The sequence below is a fragment of the Bifidobacterium thermophilum genome (genome assembly GCF_002846655.1).
Taxonomy (GTDB): Bacteria; Actinomycetota; Actinomycetes; order Actinomycetales; family Bifidobacteriaceae; genus Bifidobacterium; species Bifidobacterium thermophilum.
The window spans coordinates 113,119-128,802 of record NZ_PCGX01000010.1 but is presented as its reverse complement, the minus strand read 5'-3'; the positions used below and the strand labels follow the sequence as shown (position 1 = coordinate 128,802).

The window sequence follows — 15,684 nt, the reverse complement described above, 5'->3', positions numbered from 1 at the left end:
CCGGATTTCCCCGCTAAGATTGGGCATGTCGCGGGTGCGGCATGTTGAATTCACCTAGGGTTCAACTCAAATTCACGGAGGACTGGATGCGACGTTGGTTGCTTGAAGTAGTCAAGAGTGAGACGATTCTCATCGTCGCTACGATCCTTGCAATCATATCCTGTTTCGTGGTGCCCCCGGATGCCGAGTATCGCAGCTATGTGCATACCAAGACAATCGCCCAGCTGGTGTGTCTGATGCTGGTGGTGTGCGGATTCCAGCGTATCGGCGTGTTCCGCATGGTCGGCTCGCGTCTGCTGCGCATGGTGCGCACTCAGCGCGGTGTGGTGCTGGTACTGGTGTCGCTCACGTATTTTTCCTCGATGCTCATCACCAATGATGTCGCGCTGGTCACCTTCATCCCGTTCGCGATTTCTGTGCTCACGATGGCGGGTATGGAGGCGTCGGCCGTGCTGGTGGCGACGCTGATGACCGTGGGGGCGAATGTCGGCAGCATGCTCACCCCGGTGGGCAATGCGCATAATCTGTATCTCAAAGCGTTGTCCGGCATACCGACCGGAAAGTTCCTCGGCATCATGGCCCCGTATTCGTTTGTCGCTGCGGTATTGCTGATTGTGGTGATTTCGGTGGCCTTCGGCGGCAAGAAAGTAAGCCAGTTCGCCGATCTTGACGGGGAAGATATCGAACGCGGGGTGCTTGCTCCGCAGCCCGACCAGCCGCAGCCTGACGAAATCCGCTTGACCGGCTATGGTGCCGGCCATGGCGGCTGGCGCGTGTGGGTGTATGCGGTGTTGTTCCTGCTGTGCCTGCTGGTGGTCAGCGACCTGGTGCCGATCTGGGTGATGTGCGTCGTGGTCTTCGGCGTGTTCCTGTTCGCCGATCGCAAGGCGTTCCGGAAGGTCGATTGGGGGTTGCCGCTGACCTTCATCATGTTCTTCATTTTCATCGGCAATATGAAGCGCGTGCCAGCGTTCTACTCGCTGGCGGCGTCCTTGGTGGGCGGCCATCCGCTTGAAGTGGCGGTCGTTTCCAGCCAGATCATGAGCAATGTGCCGACGACGATTCTGCTGTCGGGCTTCTGCGATGATTGGACGCATCTGATTATCGGCACGAATCTGGGCGGCATGGGCACGCTGATCGCCTCGATGGCGTCCTTGGTCTCGTACAAGAACGTGACCCGGCGCTACCCGGACAGAAAAGGCCGCTACCTTGCCGTATACAGCGCGGTCAACGTGCTGTTTCTCGTGGTGCTGGTCGGCCTGTCGTGGATTATCGACTGATTCGCTGATCCGTGCGGCTTGGCATGGGAGCGGGTGAATCTCGCGTCGGCTGGTTTGGGGTTGTTGCGGGTGTGCGAGTTGGCCGGCCATCTTGTGGTTCCCGGATGATGCCGTCCGCGGGCTCGCAGATTTGTGCGCGTATTTCGTGCGGCTTGGCGAAGATGCGGGCGCATCTAGTGCTTTCCGGTATGTCGTCTCTGCGGGGTGTGCGAGTTACCGCGCTATCTCGGGGTTCCTGTATTTCGCCGGCTGCAGGGCAATGGGACTGCGGGCGTATCTCATCCAACATGACGCGGATAGACTGCTATAACGCTCTTCCTGGTCTGCTTCGGTTACAGGAACCCGGAATCGCCGGGCTATTTTGGACTTTCAGTCGGCTCACAAGAAAAGTGACCCCGGTCGGATTCGAACCGACGACCTTGAAATTAGAAGTTTCCTGCTCTATCCAACTGAGCTACGGGGCCGTAAGACAACGTGTGCCATTATAGCAGCCATAGGGACGTGCGCCTGCCGACCACTGTGCGACTGCAACAACCCTCCTCGCCTGACGAATAATGTAGGGGGTGCGTGTTCACTGGCATCGTGCGGCGTATCACCGGCATGTCAAAAGTGGCGTATGACGATTTTTCGGCATATACTCTGATGAATACTCGAATTCATGAATGCGGTACCGCTGTGTTGAGGTGCCGAGAGATGAGAAGGGACGCCTATGGCTTGGCTCGCGTCGCCACCTACGGCCAAAACGGATGCTTCGGATGCGCCGACTGCATCGGCTGCACCGGCAGTGCCGGATACATCAGTCGCGCTAGCGCCCCCGGCTCTTCAGCCCAAGCGGCACAACGGCACGCATCCCGCCTCAGAACGCCCGATGATCGAAGTACGCAACCTGCGCAAGGAATACGTCATGGGCACCGAGCGCGTCATCGCCCTCGACCGGATCAACCTCGATATCGCGCGCGGCCAGATCTGCTGCATCTACGGTGAATCCGGTTCAGGCAAATCCACGCTGCTCAACCAGCTTGCCGGTATGGAACGCCCGACGCGCGGAGGCGTGCGGATCGACGGCATCGTCGTCTCGCGGCTCGACGAGCGCGAACTCGCCGAATTCAGGCAGAAGCACATCGGTTTCGTTTTCCAGTCCTACAATCTGCTCCCCGGGCTCAACGCCGTCGAAAACGTCGCGATGCCGCTCATGTTCCGCGGGGTGCCACGCGAGGAGCGCGAAGCCCGGGCGCGGGCGATGCTCAGACGCGTCGGGCTCGGCAAACGTCTGAACCATTACCCCTCGCAGATGTCCGGCGGCCAGCAGCAGCGTGTTGGTATCGCTCGCGCGTTCGTCACCCGCCCGCAAGTCGTGTTTGCCGACGAGCCGACTGGCAATCTTGATTCGAAGACGAAAGTCGACATCATGGATATGATTCGCGATTTCGCCCGCGAGAACGGCCAGACCATCGTGCTGGTCACGCATGACGACCATATGGCCGCGTATGCGGATCGTATCGTCACCTTGTTGGACGGGCGTATCGTCCATGACACCGAGCAGGACAGATAGCCTGATAACTTGCGCAACCGGGCGTTCCCACGTCAATTGCACAGCAACATTCCTCAACAGCAAGCTTTTCGAAAACCAGAGAGAAAGACCACCATGAACCGTCCCCGAACTATCGCCGTCAAGCCGATTATCACGCTCATCGTGCTCGTCGCCCTGATTGTGGCCTGCGTGTCTGCACCCGTCTGCGCGATGGCGTCCGGCCAAGCCGCCGCGGCGGCAACCGATACCATCGTCGCCGGGGATGCCGGCACCCGGCGCGCCACACCCGTTGACGACATCGACCAGTCCGCCGGTGATTCCGGGCAGAGCGCAGCCCCCATCGCCGGCCCGGTGCCGAATGTCATCATCACGAATTTCACCTACGGCGACGGTTCTGTTCCGGCTGGCGGCAAGTTCGACCTCGGATTCTCCTTCCAGAACAAGGGGTCGGTGGCTGTCCAGAATATGGTCATCGGCGTGGACGGCGGTGACGGGCTGACCATCGCCGGCGGCACGAACACCTTCTACGTGCCCCAGCTGGCCGCGGGCGCCACGCAAAGCCAGACCGTGCCGATGCAGGCCCTGATTGACGCGAAAAGCGGTGCACAGGCAGTGGTCGTCAGCTTCCGTTACGAATACGTGGATGCCGGCCAGCGCAGCTCCAACAGTGTGGACGAGAAGATCTCCGTGCCTGTCAGTCAGCCCGACCGCTTCCAGATCAACGACCCCGTCATTCCGGATGACGCACAGAACGGCCAGGAAAGCACCATCACCCTCGCCTATGTGAACAAAGGCAAAGGCGACATTTCGAACGTCGAAGCAACGATGGACGGCAAGGGCTTCGACACCGTATCAAAGACGCAGTACCTCGGCAACGTCGCTTCCGGCGGCAGTGGAACCATCGCTTACGCGTTCACACCCACGGACAGTGGGGATTTGGACGCGAAGATCACTGTTACGTATGAAGATTCCGACGGTCAGCAGAAAACCAAGGAATTCCCGGTCAAACTCACGGTCGCCGAACCCGCTCCCGCCATGGACGACACTGCGGCGGACGTACAGGACGAACAGCCGGGCACACCTGTCTGGCTGCTGCCCACGGTCGCGGCCGTTGCGATTGTGGCGATTGTCGTGATTGTGGTGCTGGTGAAGCGTCACCGCAAGAAGAAGCGTTCAGCGATGGACGAACAGTGGGATGACTGGCAGGATGACCAGGACGGCAGCGACAAGCCGGAAGCGCAGGGGCACACCGCCGAACAGCCCGCCGCGGATGATGCCGACCGACAGGCTCCCACCGAGGTGATCGCCCCGCAGCCGGGGGAACGCTCATGAGATTCTCCGACCTCGTGCACCTGTGCCGGCAGAACCTGTTCCGCCGCAAATCACGCACCATACTTACCGTGCTCGGCGTGGTGGTGGGCTGCTGCTCCATCGTCACCATGGTTTCGCTCGGCAGCGGCATTGACGAGCAGAACAAGCAGATGCTCGCCTCGATGGGCGATCTGACCATCATCACCGTCACCGGCGCGAACAATACTGGCGGCATGGGGATGGCTGACGGTTCGGGCACGGCGACCGCGCGCATCGACGACAAGGCGGTCAAGGATTTCCGCTCGCTGCAGTACGTCGCCGGGGCGACCGGACACGTCACCTACTTAGATGCGATTCTTACCGCCGGTCCCGCGAATCGGTATGTCGATCAGAACGGTGTAATCGAGGCCATTGATATGACCCAGTTCGACGCCATGGATTACCAGTTGGATTCCGGGCGCAAACCGAATCGTCAGGGCGATGTACTCGCCGGGCAGTACACGGCATACGATTTCATCGACAGTCTGCGCCCGGAAAGCGACAATTTCCGCATGCGCCCGTCCTATCTTGCGGATTCTTGCACCCCCGAGCAGCGTGCCGAAGGCTGCGAAGACAAGTCGGACGCACAGGACCCGTTCTTCAACATCCTGACGACCAAGATCACTGTCGGCGCCGCGCAGACCGATGATTCCGGGAATATGGCATCATCGTCTACCCCTACCGCCTCGAACGGACAGACGGCGGAGGGCTCAGGTTCCGGAACACAAATCCAGGTTTCCGGACTGCTCAAGGAAGACAACGGCAAGGGACAAGCCACATCGTCCGGTCTGCTTATGGACATAGCCACGTTGAAGGACCTTGTCGCGAAAATCCATCCGGATGCGGCGGCGGGCACGCTGGCCTATGATTCGGCGCTCGTGCGCGTGCAGGACATCGACCATGTCGCCGATGTCGAATCCCAAATCAGGACGATGGGATTCACGACCTCCTCGAGCCGGGACATGCTGGACTCACTTAAAGAGCAAACCCGCTCGATTCAGCTGATTCTCGGCGGTATCGGTGCGGTCGCGCTGCTGGTCGCCGCCATCGGCATCGCCAACACCATGGTCATGTCAGTCACCGAACGGGTGCGGGAAATCGGTATTATGAAAGCGCTCGGCTGCACGGTCCATGACATCCGCGCGATGTTCCTCGTGGAAGCCGGCGCAATCGGCGTTATCGGCGGCGTTATCGGCTGCTTGGTGAGTGCGTTGATTTCGCTGGCGATCAATCTCATCCGTTATGGGGGCGTTAGCGCGGAACACCTGCAGTGGGCGATTCTTGGCAACGGGACCGGCGATGAGGCGGCGCGGGTCTCGGTGATCCCATGGTGGCTGTACGTGTTTGCCATCGCCTTCGCCACGCTGATCAGCCTGATTTCCGGGTTCGGCCCGGCGAACAAGGCTGTGCGCGTGCCTGCTCTCGACGCCATCAAATCGAATCAGTAGACCGGCACAATCCGGGTTGTCATGGCAATCCGAAAGACGCTACTTGCAAAGATGCTGCCGCAACGCGGAGCGGATGGCTTGCTCGACCTGCGGTGCGGTCAGGCTGTACCGCTTGTATAGGTCCTGCGCGGGCACGCGGTCGGTGAATTCCTTGGCGGCCCCGAAGTTCAGCACGCGCATACACTTGTTACCATCCGCAGAGTTCAGGGCATCCTGGTTCGCGTAATACGCGGTCACCTGCTCGCCCCAACCGCCGGACAGCTGTGCATCCTCGAGCGTGACGACCAGCGAATGACGCTTGCGCAACGCCTCAAGGCACGCGGTGTCAAGGCTGGTGCACTGCTGCGGGTCAATGACGGTCGCGTCGATTGTCGCCACTCCGCCATCGCGAGATTCTGCCAAATCCGCTGCGATACGTTCGGCGAGCGGATACATGTTGCCCAAACCGAGGATCGCGACATCCGCGCCCTGCCGGGTCACCCGGTACCGGGCGAACGGCGTGTCGGCGTTCCCGGCATCGCCCTTCGCGTGCGTTTCGGCCGCATCGCCGCAATACCGCGGATACGCACCGTCATTAGCCGCTGCACGTTCGGCCGCAAGAATCGGCTCGCCCGGCACGCGGATTGCGACCGCGCCATGGTCGCGCGATGTCGTCGACCGGTCGAGCATGGCAAGGAACGCGTCCCCGCTCGTCGGCGTCAGATATGTCAGATTGGGGATATTCGCGAACATTGGGATATCGAAGGCTCCGGAATGCGTGTTATCGGCGCCGGAAATGCCCGCCCCGAACACGAGGAGCGTCACCGGCGTCCCGTTGAGCGACAGTTCCTGCTGCAACTGGTCGAAGGTACGCTGGAAGAAGGTCGCGCTGGTTGCGAGCACCGGTGTGCCGCCGGCTTTCGCGATACCCGAGGCGAACGCCACCGCATGCTCCTCGGTGATGCCGGTATCCACGTAATGGACGCCCGCCCGCTCACGGAACTCACGCGTGATGCCGTTCGACCCCGGGGTGGCGGGGGAGATGACCACAAGTCCCGGCTCGTTGGCGAACCGCGGTTCCAGCCGTGCCATCGCCAACTGCCCGTAGTGCTTGCGCGCGCCAAGAGGATTGCCTTGGGCTGCGAGCGGGTCCTGCCAGTGGTTGGCCTCACAACGGCCTTCCTTTACGCCGGCGGCAGCGTCCTCGGCGTCAAGCCCCAGACCTTTGGCGGTATGGATATGGATGACGATCGGGTGGTCGATATCCTTGACCTGGCTGAACGCCTTTACGAGCGCGGCCACATCGTTGCCGTCCTCGACATACCGGTAATCAAGGCCGAACGCGTTGAAAATATTGGGCTGCGAGGTGCCGCCAGATGCGCGCAGCCGGGCGAGCTGCCCGTACATGCCGCCGAAATCCTCGGCAATGGACATCTCGTTGTCGTTGACGACGATGATCATATTCGTGCCCTGCTCGGCCGCGTTGTTGAGCCCCTCGAACGCGATGGCGCTGCTCAGCGACCCGTCTCCGATGACGGCGATCACATTGCGCGTGCCGCTTGTGCCGTCAAGCCCGCCCATGAGGTCGCGGGTTTTCGCGAGCCCGCACGCCAGCGAAATCGAAGTTCCGGTGTGACCGAGCACGAACATGTCATGCTCGCTTTCCTCGGGGTTCGTGAACCCGGTCACCGTGCCGAACAGCCGTTCGTCCATATAGGCCGGCGCACGCCCGGTGAGCATCTTGTGCACGTAGCTTTGGTGGGAGACGTCGAAGACGATTTTGTCAAGCGGCGAATCGAACACGCGGTGCAAAGCCACGGTCGCCTCGACCATGCCGAGGTTCGAACCGATATGCCCGCCGTGCAGTTTGCCGTACCGCACCAGCGTCGTGCGGATTTCCTGGCACAGGGCCGGCAGATTCTTGGAATCAAGCGCTTTCACGTCGGCGGGGCTCGAAATATGCTCCAGAAAACCGCCAACCATACGCTTGCTCCTTCCGTTTGTCCCAAATTTGAAATTGTAGACTACGCGCGGCGTGATGATTGAGTGCGGGGAAAATACCCCCAGTTTCTTCGTAAATCGCGTGCGCGATGATTTCGCGGCATATCCGTACTGCGCATCCGTGCCACATATCTCTGCCGTATATTCATGTTGTGCGCAGCTGTTTTTCGAAGCCGTTGCGTAGAGTGGTTCCATGCGTCCACTCTGTCCGATCTGGAGGTAGGAATGGCTGAAGAAACGCCGCAAGTTGCTGTGATTATGGGTTCGGCGAGCGATTGGGAGACCATGAAGCACGCCTGCGAGATGCTTGACCAGTTCAAGGTGCCGTACATGAAGCAGGTGATTTCCGCCCACCGTACGCCTGAACTCATGGCTGATTTCGCGCATTCCGCGCGTGACAAGGGTATCAAGGTTATCATCGCCGGTGCCGGCGGGGCAGCCCATCTGCCTGGTATGGTCGCCGCGCAGACCACGTTGCCGGTCATCGGCGTGCCGGTGCGCTCGCATGCACTGTCCGGGTGGGATTCCCTGCTGTCCATCGTGCAGATGCCCGGTGGCATCCCGGTCGCTACCACGGCGGTCGGCAATTCCGGCGCCACGAACGCGGGCTTGCTGGCCGTGAGCATCCTGAGCATCACCGATGGGCGTCTGGCCGACGAGCTCAAGGCATATCGCGAAAGCCTCAAGGAGAAGGTGGCACAGTCCAATGCCGAGCTTGTCTGAAGAAACCAACGGCCGTATCAAGTATCTGGAACCGGGTTCGACAATCGGCATCGTCGGCGGCGGTCAGCTGGGCCGCATGATGGCCCTGTCCGCACGCCAGATGGGCTTCCGTATCGGTGTGCTCGATCCGACGCCGAACTGCCCGACCGCGCAGGTGGCCGATTTCCAGGTGACCGCCGAATACGACGATGTCGCCGCGATTCGTGAGCTTGCCGAACGCAGCGATGTGCTCACCTACGAGTTCGAGAACGTCGACGCGGATGCGCTCGATGACGTGCGCGACCTGGTGGCCATCCCGCAGGGCACTGATCTGTTGCGCGTGACCCAGGACCGCGTCCATGAGAAGACCTTCATCAACGAGCATGGCACGGCGACGGCCCCGTGGCGGCAGGTCGACAGCATCGAGCAACTTGAGGCCGCGCTCGGCGAGATCGGCTATCCGTCGGTGCTCAAGACCCGTACCGGCGGCTATGACGGCCACGGCCAGACCGTGCTGCACGGGCCGGATGATTTCACCGCGGTCCGGGAGCGTGCGCAGCGTGAGGGCATGTTCCCGCCGTCGATTCTGGAAGGTTTCGTCGATTTCGCGTTCGAGGCCTCGATCCTGGTTGCCGGCAACGGGCAAGACTACGTGACTTTCCCGATGGTGCGCAACGAGCATCGCAACAACATCCTGCATATGACGATCGCCCCGGCGGCTGTCTCGCAGGAGGTGGAACGCGAGGCGCATGAGCTTGCGGTCAGGCTGGCAAAGGGCTTTGAACTCTCCGGTATTCTCGCAATCGAGCTGTTCATCACCAAGGACGAGCATGTGATTGTCAACGAGCTGGCGCCACGCCCGCATAATTCCGGGCATTACACCATCGAGGCGTGCTCCTCGAGCCAGTTCAACGAGCATATCCGCGGAATCGCCGGCTGGCCGCTGCCCAAGCCGCGGCTGCTCAGCCCGGCCGTCATGGTCAATGTACTCGGCCAGCATGTGGCGCCGACACGCGCGCTCATTCCCGAGCATCCCGAATGGCATCTGCATGATTACGGCAAGGCCGAAGTGCGGCACGACCGCAAGATGGGGCATATCACCGTGTTGTGCGATGACACCCAGGCGGCGGTCGAGGCGCTCGAGGCGACCGGTTGCTGGGACGATTTGCGTTGAATCGCGTTGAATCGCGCTGAACCGCTGATTGCGGTGGGTTTGGCTGTTGTTGATGACTCTGTTCGATGGCCGGCATACTGGAGACGGTATGCCGGCCGTCGGCGTACCGGGCTTGCCGCGGGCGTGGGGTGGTTGTACTATCGCGGTGCAAGTCCGTCATTTCGTTGACTGACCGCCTGTGTGGCCGGGTTGTGCGATGGACGGGCATGGTGTTCAAAGATTCGCTACAGTAGAGGGCATGGATATGGCTGAGCATGGCGTCGCACGGCACACGCGGCAGAAGGATGCGCTGTTGCAACAGTTGCGTGCGTGCGAGGGCTTCGTCTCGGCGCAGGAACTGCACCGGCGGCTCACCGATTCTGGGGCGTCCGTAGGTCTGGCGACAGTGTACCGGCAGCTCAATTCGCTGGCGGAATCGGGTGCGGTGGACACCGTGCGCTTGGACGGGCAGCAGATGTTCCGTATCTGCGATGACGATTCGCACCATCATCACCTGATTTGCAGCGGCTGCGGCAAGACCATCGAGATCGAGCCTCCGGATATGGAGTGGATGCGGCAGGTCGCCCGCTCCCACGGTTTCAAGATCAACTCGCACACCCTCGAGATCTTCGGCCTGTGCGCCGACTGCCAAAAGAAGCGCACCGCCTGATCCGACCGGCCATAACCCCCGACTGTCATCGCGGACAGCCGGGGTTCCTTTTCCGCTCGGAGCCGCACGTCGCTCAGCGTCGGCAGACGGTTGTGCATGGCTTGTTGCAAGGAATCCTTGGTACCAGCCTGCTTTCGACACGCTGTAATTGATAATAATTATCATTAACGATAGTCTGGTCTGGTCATCGGATGCGGCGATTGTCGCATCGCGTCACCGAAGAGAAGATCAGGAGCAGACATGACAGCAATCGGAACATATCGACGGATCGCCCGGGCGGCGGCCTGCATCGTGGCAGCGGGATTGGTCGCCGCCATGGGGGCGTGCGGCTCGCGCGAATCAGCCGGAACGGCCTCATCCAACGCGTCGGGAACGCTCAATGTGGTCGCCAGCATCAACCAGTGGGGTTCGGTCGCGGGCGAGATTGGCGGCTCCCGCGTCAAGGTGACCAGCATCATCAACAGCACCGCGGTCGAAGCGCACGATTACGAGCCGACCGGCGCTGACATCGCCGCCATATCAAAGGCCGACGTCATCATCGTCAACGGTGCCGGGTACGACAGCTGGGCTACGAAAGCCGCGTCATCCACCAAGGCGCAGGTCGTGAACGCGGCCGAAAGCGGCGGCAAGCATGACGGCGACAACCCCCACGTCTGGTTCTCCGCAGCCGTGCGCACGGCGGCTGCCAAGGCGATCGCCACAGCATACCAGCACAGCGATGCCGTCCACGCCGAGGAATACACCAAGCAGCTCAAAGCGTGGCAAGACAAGGAAAAGACCTTGGAATCGGCCATCGCCGAGACGAAGCAGCGGCTCGACGGCAAGAAATATGCGGCTACTGAGTCCGTGGCCGCATATCTGGCGGATGACCTGGGATTGACAGATGCCACACCGGCCGGATACGCGCAGGCGGTCGCCAACGAAAGCGAACCCGCCTCCGGCGATGTCACCGCCTTCAGCAAGCTGCTCCAGGACGGTTCGGTGGCGTTGCTGGTGGTCAATACGCAAGAATCCAACGCCACGACCAAGCAGCTGACCACCGCCGCCGGCCAAGGAGACGTACAAGTGGTGGAACTCACCGAGCAGATGCCCAAGCAATACAGCACGCTGACCGATTGGATGACCGCGCTGGTCGCATCGTTCGCACGTGCTCAGAAGGCTTGAGTCGGGCTGGATTCGCCCGAAACAGCAGGAAACCGTAACCTTCTGCCGACGCTGACAGCACACCCAGCGTCGGCAGAAGCAGAGACCCCCAATCTCACTGGTGCTCCTGCTCCTTGGCTTGCGGTGCGGGCCGCAGCGACTTGAGCATGTCCGGAATCTGCGAAGCCTTGAGTCCCGGCAGATACGCGGACAGCACGGCGAGTCCGATGCGCGGCAGCGCGGCCGCATCCGGATAGCAGATATAGATCGGCGAAGGCGTCGGCTGGAACTTGCGTTTGAAGAAATACAAGGACTTGAACCCGTACGCGGGCTCGAGCGTATCGGCCACGATCTGCAGCGCGTGCTCGATGACCGCGACATCCTCCGGGTCGGCGGTATTGTCGCCGATACCAGCGAGCGGTGCAGCGGACAGGCTCATGAACTGCGGGGCGTTGTCAGGTTCCTCGGCGCACTGCTCATGCAGGCGTTCGGCCATACGCGCGATGAGGAACTCCATGATCCCGTTCGGGCTGTCCGTGCGATGCCGCATGAAATCAAGCGTCCAACCGATCACTTTGCCGTCGCGGTAGGTCGGCAGCCAGCTGGTCGCGCCCTGCACCACGCCGTCGGCGTCGATCGCATACAGCAGCATGACACGGGGGTCGCGCAGCTCCTCGATGCCGCCGAGTGTGAACTTCATCTCAGGCAACGACTTGAGTTCCGCCCACTGCTCGGAAATTTCGATGATCTGCTCGCGCACCTCCCACGGTGCTTCGTTGAATGTGGTCAGCACGTCGGTCATACCACTGCGACGCGCCTTGTTGATGGCCGTGCGGATATCCTGCCACTTCTTGCCGCGAGTCTGCCAGGTGCTGGGGATGACCAGCATCTCCGTACCCACTTGGATGGATGAGCAACCCAATGATTCCAAGGTCTCACGGGAGTTGTCGTGCACCGCGTAGAAGGCCGGCGACCACGAGTTGCGCTCGCAGAAGCGCATGAACTCGCGCAGCGATGTGTCGAATTCACCGGGGTCGCCGAACGGACCGGTCACAGTCAGGGCCACGCCATGGCTCACCCGGTAGGCGATTGCCGACCGGCCGCTGGGGGAGAACCAGTAGTGGTTGTCCTCCCACGTGGTCATGAAGCTCATCGATTCACCGCCGCGTTCCACCAGCTTGCTGGCGCGCGCGCGGTCCGCGGCGTTCAGCGACACGGCGTCACGGAACCACAGCAGGAACACCACGAGCACCACAATCCAGAACACCAGTCCGGGCAGCTGATTGATAACCATCGATGCCACTGTGGTCGAATGCATGTGCAGCCGGCTTGACCCGATGAGCCCCATCGGCAGGTAGCGATGCGGCAAATCACGCAGCAGCATGCCGAAGGTGGCGCGCGGGGTGTACGCGTCGCGGTTGAGCATGCCGAAGGTGAGGAACCCGCCGGCGGTGGCCAGCAGCGTCACTGCGATGGCCCCGACGCCCCTGCGGATACGCGAACGCGCGGTCAGTACCGAAAAATGGTCCATATTCACGGCGATGGACACGACCAGCACCACAGACGGCAGCGCGGTGGCGACCAACAGCTGCAGCAAGGCGATCCACAGTTCGGCGTCGATCGGCATGATGGCGCTGTCCAGCAGTGGGAACACTACGCAATAGATAAGCGAGAGGGCTACGGTCAGGCCGTTGAGCACGATGCTCACGCGCGCGGCCAGCTTGCGTCCACGATACAGGCCCCACGCGAGGATGGACAAGGCGACCACCAGCAGGATGGTCCGGGTCCACACGCCGGTCATCGCGAAATGATAATGCTTTGCCATCGCCACGCAGCTATTCGCGCGCATGTTGTCGGCGCATACGTCGGCCAGTTCCTCGTCGCCGACAAGTCCAGACAGGAAGAAACCGAAGGTGGACAGCGGGCCGTCATGCGAACTGGACACGAGCGCGAGGATCGGTCCGAATGCGAAGATCAGCTGGATGGCGGCGATCAGGCGACGCGCCTCGTAATCCGTGCCGTGCCACCACTGCTCGTGTTCCAGAGGCTGTTCGGTCTGACCGCGACGGCGGGCCATCAGTGTTCCCACGGCCTGCCCGACCAGTGCGGCGGCGAGCGTGCAGTAATCGCCCGGATTGCCACTGAACAGCAGTCCTGCGAGCACGAAGGCGTAGCCAATCAGGCGGATGCGCCGCTTCCACAGCAGTGATTCGAACGCACTGGCCGCCATCAGCGCACCGATGAACAGGGTGAGCGGGGACAGCGAGAACGGCAGGCGTTGCACGGCGTGCCATGATTCGGCGTCTAACAGATTCGTGATGATGGCGCATAATCCGAGTCCCAGCGTCGATCCGGCGACCGCGCCCAGCAGCGAAGTGGCCAGCGTGCGGGCGACGCCGAGCACTGCTTGCGCCGTCGAAACGATCACGAGAACCGCAATCGCGTACAGCACCAGGGCGAACGGCCCCCGTACGAGCACCAGAGACCACAGCAGCTTGAGGAAGTGGGCGAACGTGCCGCTCTGCCCTGGCTCAGCCGTGTGGTGGAACATGCGCAGCATGGTCATGTCTTGGGGGCGCCGGATGACGTGGTGGGTCAACTGCCAGATCCACACCGAGATATTGAGTACGACGAGCACGATGGCCGCCACCGGGCCCGTCCAGTGTTTCGTCCACCAGCCGCGCATGTCGATGTTGAGGGCGCTCCAGCCGGTTTGATGCGGTGCCGGCTTGGATGCCTGCCGCGGTGTCTTCTGTGGTGGTTGCTGTGTCTGAGTCATAGTCGTCGCTCGTTTTGGGTTGTGTGTGATGTGTTGGTTGTGTTTGATTGGTTTGTGTTCGTCTGCATTCATCGCCGCGCTCAGCCGTCCACCGTGAGCATCTCAAGATTCGGATACGAGCTCAGCTCGCGCCGGTCCGTCCCGATGCCGCTTTGCGCGCAGAACCGGTCGATGACCGCGGCAAGCCCTGTGTTTACCGTATGCCAGTCGTGTCCGGATCCTTTCGCGGTCGCCAAATGGACGGTCATGCCAGCCTGTTTGGCGGCTTTGGCGATAATCGCTGCATTACGCTGCGATTTCGTGTCCCATTCGCCGGCGATGCTGAACAGGGTTTGTGTCGACGGGGCATTGCGTTTGATGATTTCGGTCGGCACATGCCGCTGGTACAGCTTCGCGTCACCGTTGAAATACCGCGTGATGGTGGCCTCGCGGTCGTGGTAGGTCGGGGCGAGCTCGCCGTCCGCCGCGTAGATATGCCCGTAGAGTTCCGGATGCGCCGGCCCGAGCTGGGTGCTGCACGTTCCGCCCTGCGAGAACCCACCGATCAGCCAGTCGTTCGGGGATGTCGAAACCGGCAAGGTCCTGCGGATCCACTTGGTCACATCCACGGTCAGGTAGGTTTCGGCCTTGCCGTACACCGGGGTGTCCGCGCACAGGGAGTTCTGTGTTGCGGCGCCGTTCTGATCGGGGGAAACGACAATCGGCGCCAGTCCATGATGCTTCGCCGCGTAGTCGTTGAGCGTCGTCGCGATGCCGCTTGCGTTGAAGAAGCGGTCGGGGCTTCCCGGCTGGCCGGCGAGCATCACCATCACAGGCAGTGCCGGCGGTTTGCGGCTCAGCGCGGCGGGCGGCAGATATACGTCGGCGTTGCGAGCCTTGAAATGCGAGGCGGTTGCTGGAATATCGACGGTCCTGATCTCGCCCGCCTCAGGCATCGACGGCAACGTGCCGCGCTTGGCGAGCCGCTGCCATTCCTTCACGCTCATCGACGCTTTGCCACTGATATGGGAGGACGACACCTCCTTGAACGCGGCCAAGCCGAATAGCGAACCGAGCGTGGTGTACTCGCCGTATACCATGTCTACGCGCACAGCGCAACTGATGAGGGACAGCACCGCCATCGCGCAGGCGATTGCACGCCGCAATCCGCGAGAATCCACAGCCGCGCACACGGCGAACGCCGCCAATCCGATGCCGACGGCGATGGTCAGTATCACCATCCATCCCAAGCTCACGCCGAAGACGAGAAAAACGTCGGACAACAGCCACACGACTAGTCCGCCCACGCCGAATCCCGCCAAGCCGACGAGCAGCTCGCGCAACAGCACAGGGATTGTCCATCGCGGCTCCCCGTGCCGTGTGGAGGGCAGAATGACGGCCAGCAATGCGCTCAACGCCGTCAGCGCGAATAGGGTAGGGGGAAACCAGCCGTTGAGCAGATGAATATTAGTGAGGAATTTCACCGCAACCGCTTCCTTTCCGGGTTTGGTTTGGCTGGAACACCGCTACGATAATAACGCTCGACACAAAGTTCAATCATTCGTGAGGATGACCCGACCCCGACCCCTTGAGCTGCTCATGGAAACCTGCATGAATGCTGGTAGAGCGCGCGTTTTGTCGCTTATGACGTGGACAATGTCCTAGGTTG

At 61.5% G+C, this 15,684-nt stretch carries 11 protein-coding genes and 1 tRNA gene; 8 read left to right on the top strand and 4 right to left on the bottom strand.

All coding sequences use genetic code 11. The annotated features are described in order from the left end of the window. The first annotated feature begins 86 nt into the window (after positions 1-86). Entirely contained in the window at positions 87-1,280 is a 1,194-nt protein-coding gene (locus tag CQR48_RS06055; protein ID WP_101452344.1) for an SLC13 family permease, read from the top strand. A 390-nt stretch (positions 1,281-1,670) separates the two neighbouring features. Here the strand turns inward: CQR48_RS06055 and CQR48_RS06050 are convergent. After that, positions 1,671-1,744, bottom strand: a tRNA-Arg gene (locus tag CQR48_RS06050). A gap of 404 nt (positions 1,745-2,148) precedes the next feature. Between CQR48_RS06050 and CQR48_RS06045 the strand changes: the two genes are divergently transcribed. The 3 genes from CQR48_RS06045 to CQR48_RS06035 all read left to right on the top strand — a co-directional run bounded on the left by CQR48_RS06045 (position 2,149) and on the right by CQR48_RS06035 (position 5,609). Next, positions 2,149-2,832, top strand: a complete 684-nt coding sequence (locus tag CQR48_RS06045; protein ID WP_101452343.1) for an ABC transporter ATP-binding protein — start codon at positions 2,149-2,151, stop codon at positions 2,830-2,832. 93 nt (positions 2,833-2,925) lie between these two features. Then, positions 2,926-4,143 (top strand): COG1361 S-layer family protein, encoded by a 1,218-nt coding sequence (locus CQR48_RS06040; RefSeq protein WP_101452342.1) that lies wholly within the window; start codon positions 2,926-2,928, stop codon positions 4,141-4,143. Further along, a complete protein-coding gene (locus CQR48_RS06035) occupies positions 4,140-5,609 on the top strand; it encodes an ABC transporter permease (RefSeq protein ID WP_101452341.1) in 1,470 nt (489 codons plus the stop codon). Before CQR48_RS06040 ends, CQR48_RS06035 begins: the two co-directional genes overlap by 4 nt. A gap of 39 nt (positions 5,610-5,648) precedes the next feature. On the opposite strand, the gene CQR48_RS06030 is transcribed toward CQR48_RS06035, so the two are convergent. After that, positions 5,649-7,571 (bottom strand): 1-deoxy-D-xylulose-5-phosphate synthase, encoded by a 1,923-nt coding sequence (locus tag CQR48_RS06030; RefSeq protein WP_101452340.1) that lies wholly within the window; start codon positions 7,569-7,571, stop codon positions 5,649-5,651. Positions 7,572-7,814: 243 nt separating this feature from the next. On the opposite strand from CQR48_RS06030, the gene purE reads away from it, so the two are divergent. From purE to CQR48_RS06010, 4 genes are all read left to right on the top strand, one after another. Continuing rightward, on the top strand, positions 7,815-8,312 hold the full coding sequence (purE, locus tag CQR48_RS06025) for a 5-(carboxyamino)imidazole ribonucleotide mutase (RefSeq protein WP_026502227.1): 498 nt from the start codon (positions 7,815-7,817) through the stop codon (positions 8,310-8,312). Next, a complete protein-coding gene (gene purK / locus CQR48_RS06020; RefSeq protein ID WP_101452339.1) occupies positions 8,296-9,465 on the top strand; it encodes a 5-(carboxyamino)imidazole ribonucleotide synthase in 1,170 nt (389 codons plus the stop codon). Before purE ends, purK begins: the two co-directional genes overlap by 17 nt. Before the next feature lie 244 nt (positions 9,466-9,709). Continuing rightward, a complete protein-coding gene (locus CQR48_RS06015; protein WP_180334569.1) occupies positions 9,710-10,114 on the top strand; it encodes a Fur family transcriptional regulator in 405 nt (134 codons plus the stop codon). 240 nt (positions 10,115-10,354) lie between these two features. Beyond that, entirely contained in the window at positions 10,355-11,278 is a 924-nt protein-coding gene (locus CQR48_RS06010) for a metal ABC transporter solute-binding protein, Zn/Mn family (RefSeq protein ID WP_101452337.1), read from the top strand. A 94-nt stretch (positions 11,279-11,372) separates the two neighbouring features. Here the strand turns inward: CQR48_RS06010 and CQR48_RS06005 are convergent, their stop codons facing one another. Both CQR48_RS06005 and CQR48_RS06000 read right to left on the bottom strand, forming a co-directional pair. Then, on the bottom strand, positions 11,373-14,036 hold the full coding sequence (locus CQR48_RS06005; protein ID WP_180335124.1) for a DUF2156 domain-containing protein: 2,664 nt from the start codon (positions 14,034-14,036) through the stop codon (positions 11,373-11,375). An 80-nt stretch (positions 14,037-14,116) separates the two neighbouring features. Next, on the bottom strand, positions 14,117-15,499 hold the full coding sequence (locus tag CQR48_RS06000; RefSeq protein WP_101452335.1) for an alpha/beta hydrolase-fold protein: 1,383 nt from the start codon (positions 15,497-15,499) through the stop codon (positions 14,117-14,119). Positions 15,500-15,684: the final 185 nt, after the last annotated feature.

What these genes read in the sequence shown, in the direction of transcription:
- CQR48_RS06010 (WP_101452337.1), top strand. Translation starts at nt 10,355, where the DNA reads ATGACAGCAATCGGAACATATCGACGGATCGCCCGGGCGGCGGCCTGC.
- CQR48_RS06005 (WP_180335124.1), bottom strand. Translation starts at nt 14,036, where the DNA reads ATGACTCAGACACAGCAACCACCACAGAAGACACCGCGGCAGGCATCC.
- purK (WP_101452339.1), top strand. Translation starts at nt 8,296, where the DNA reads ATGCCGAGCTTGTCTGAAGAAACCAACGGCCGTATCAAGTATCTGGAA.
- purE (WP_026502227.1), top strand. Translation starts at nt 7,815, where the DNA reads ATGGCTGAAGAAACGCCGCAAGTTGCTGTGATTATGGGTTCGGCGAGC.
- CQR48_RS06015 (WP_180334569.1), top strand. Translation starts at nt 9,710, where the DNA reads ATGGCTGAGCATGGCGTCGCACGGCACACGCGGCAGAAGGATGCGCTG.
- CQR48_RS06045 (WP_101452343.1), top strand. Translation starts at nt 2,149, where the DNA reads ATGATCGAAGTACGCAACCTGCGCAAGGAATACGTCATGGGCACCGAG.
- CQR48_RS06040 (WP_101452342.1), top strand. Translation starts at nt 2,926, where the DNA reads ATGAACCGTCCCCGAACTATCGCCGTCAAGCCGATTATCACGCTCATC.
- CQR48_RS06030 (WP_101452340.1), bottom strand. Translation starts at nt 7,571, where the DNA reads ATGGTTGGCGGTTTTCTGGAGCATATTTCGAGCCCCGCCGACGTGAAA.
- CQR48_RS06055 (WP_101452344.1), top strand. Translation starts at nt 87, where the DNA reads ATGCGACGTTGGTTGCTTGAAGTAGTCAAGAGTGAGACGATTCTCATC.
- CQR48_RS06035 (WP_101452341.1), top strand. Translation starts at nt 4,140, where the DNA reads ATGAGATTCTCCGACCTCGTGCACCTGTGCCGGCAGAACCTGTTCCGC.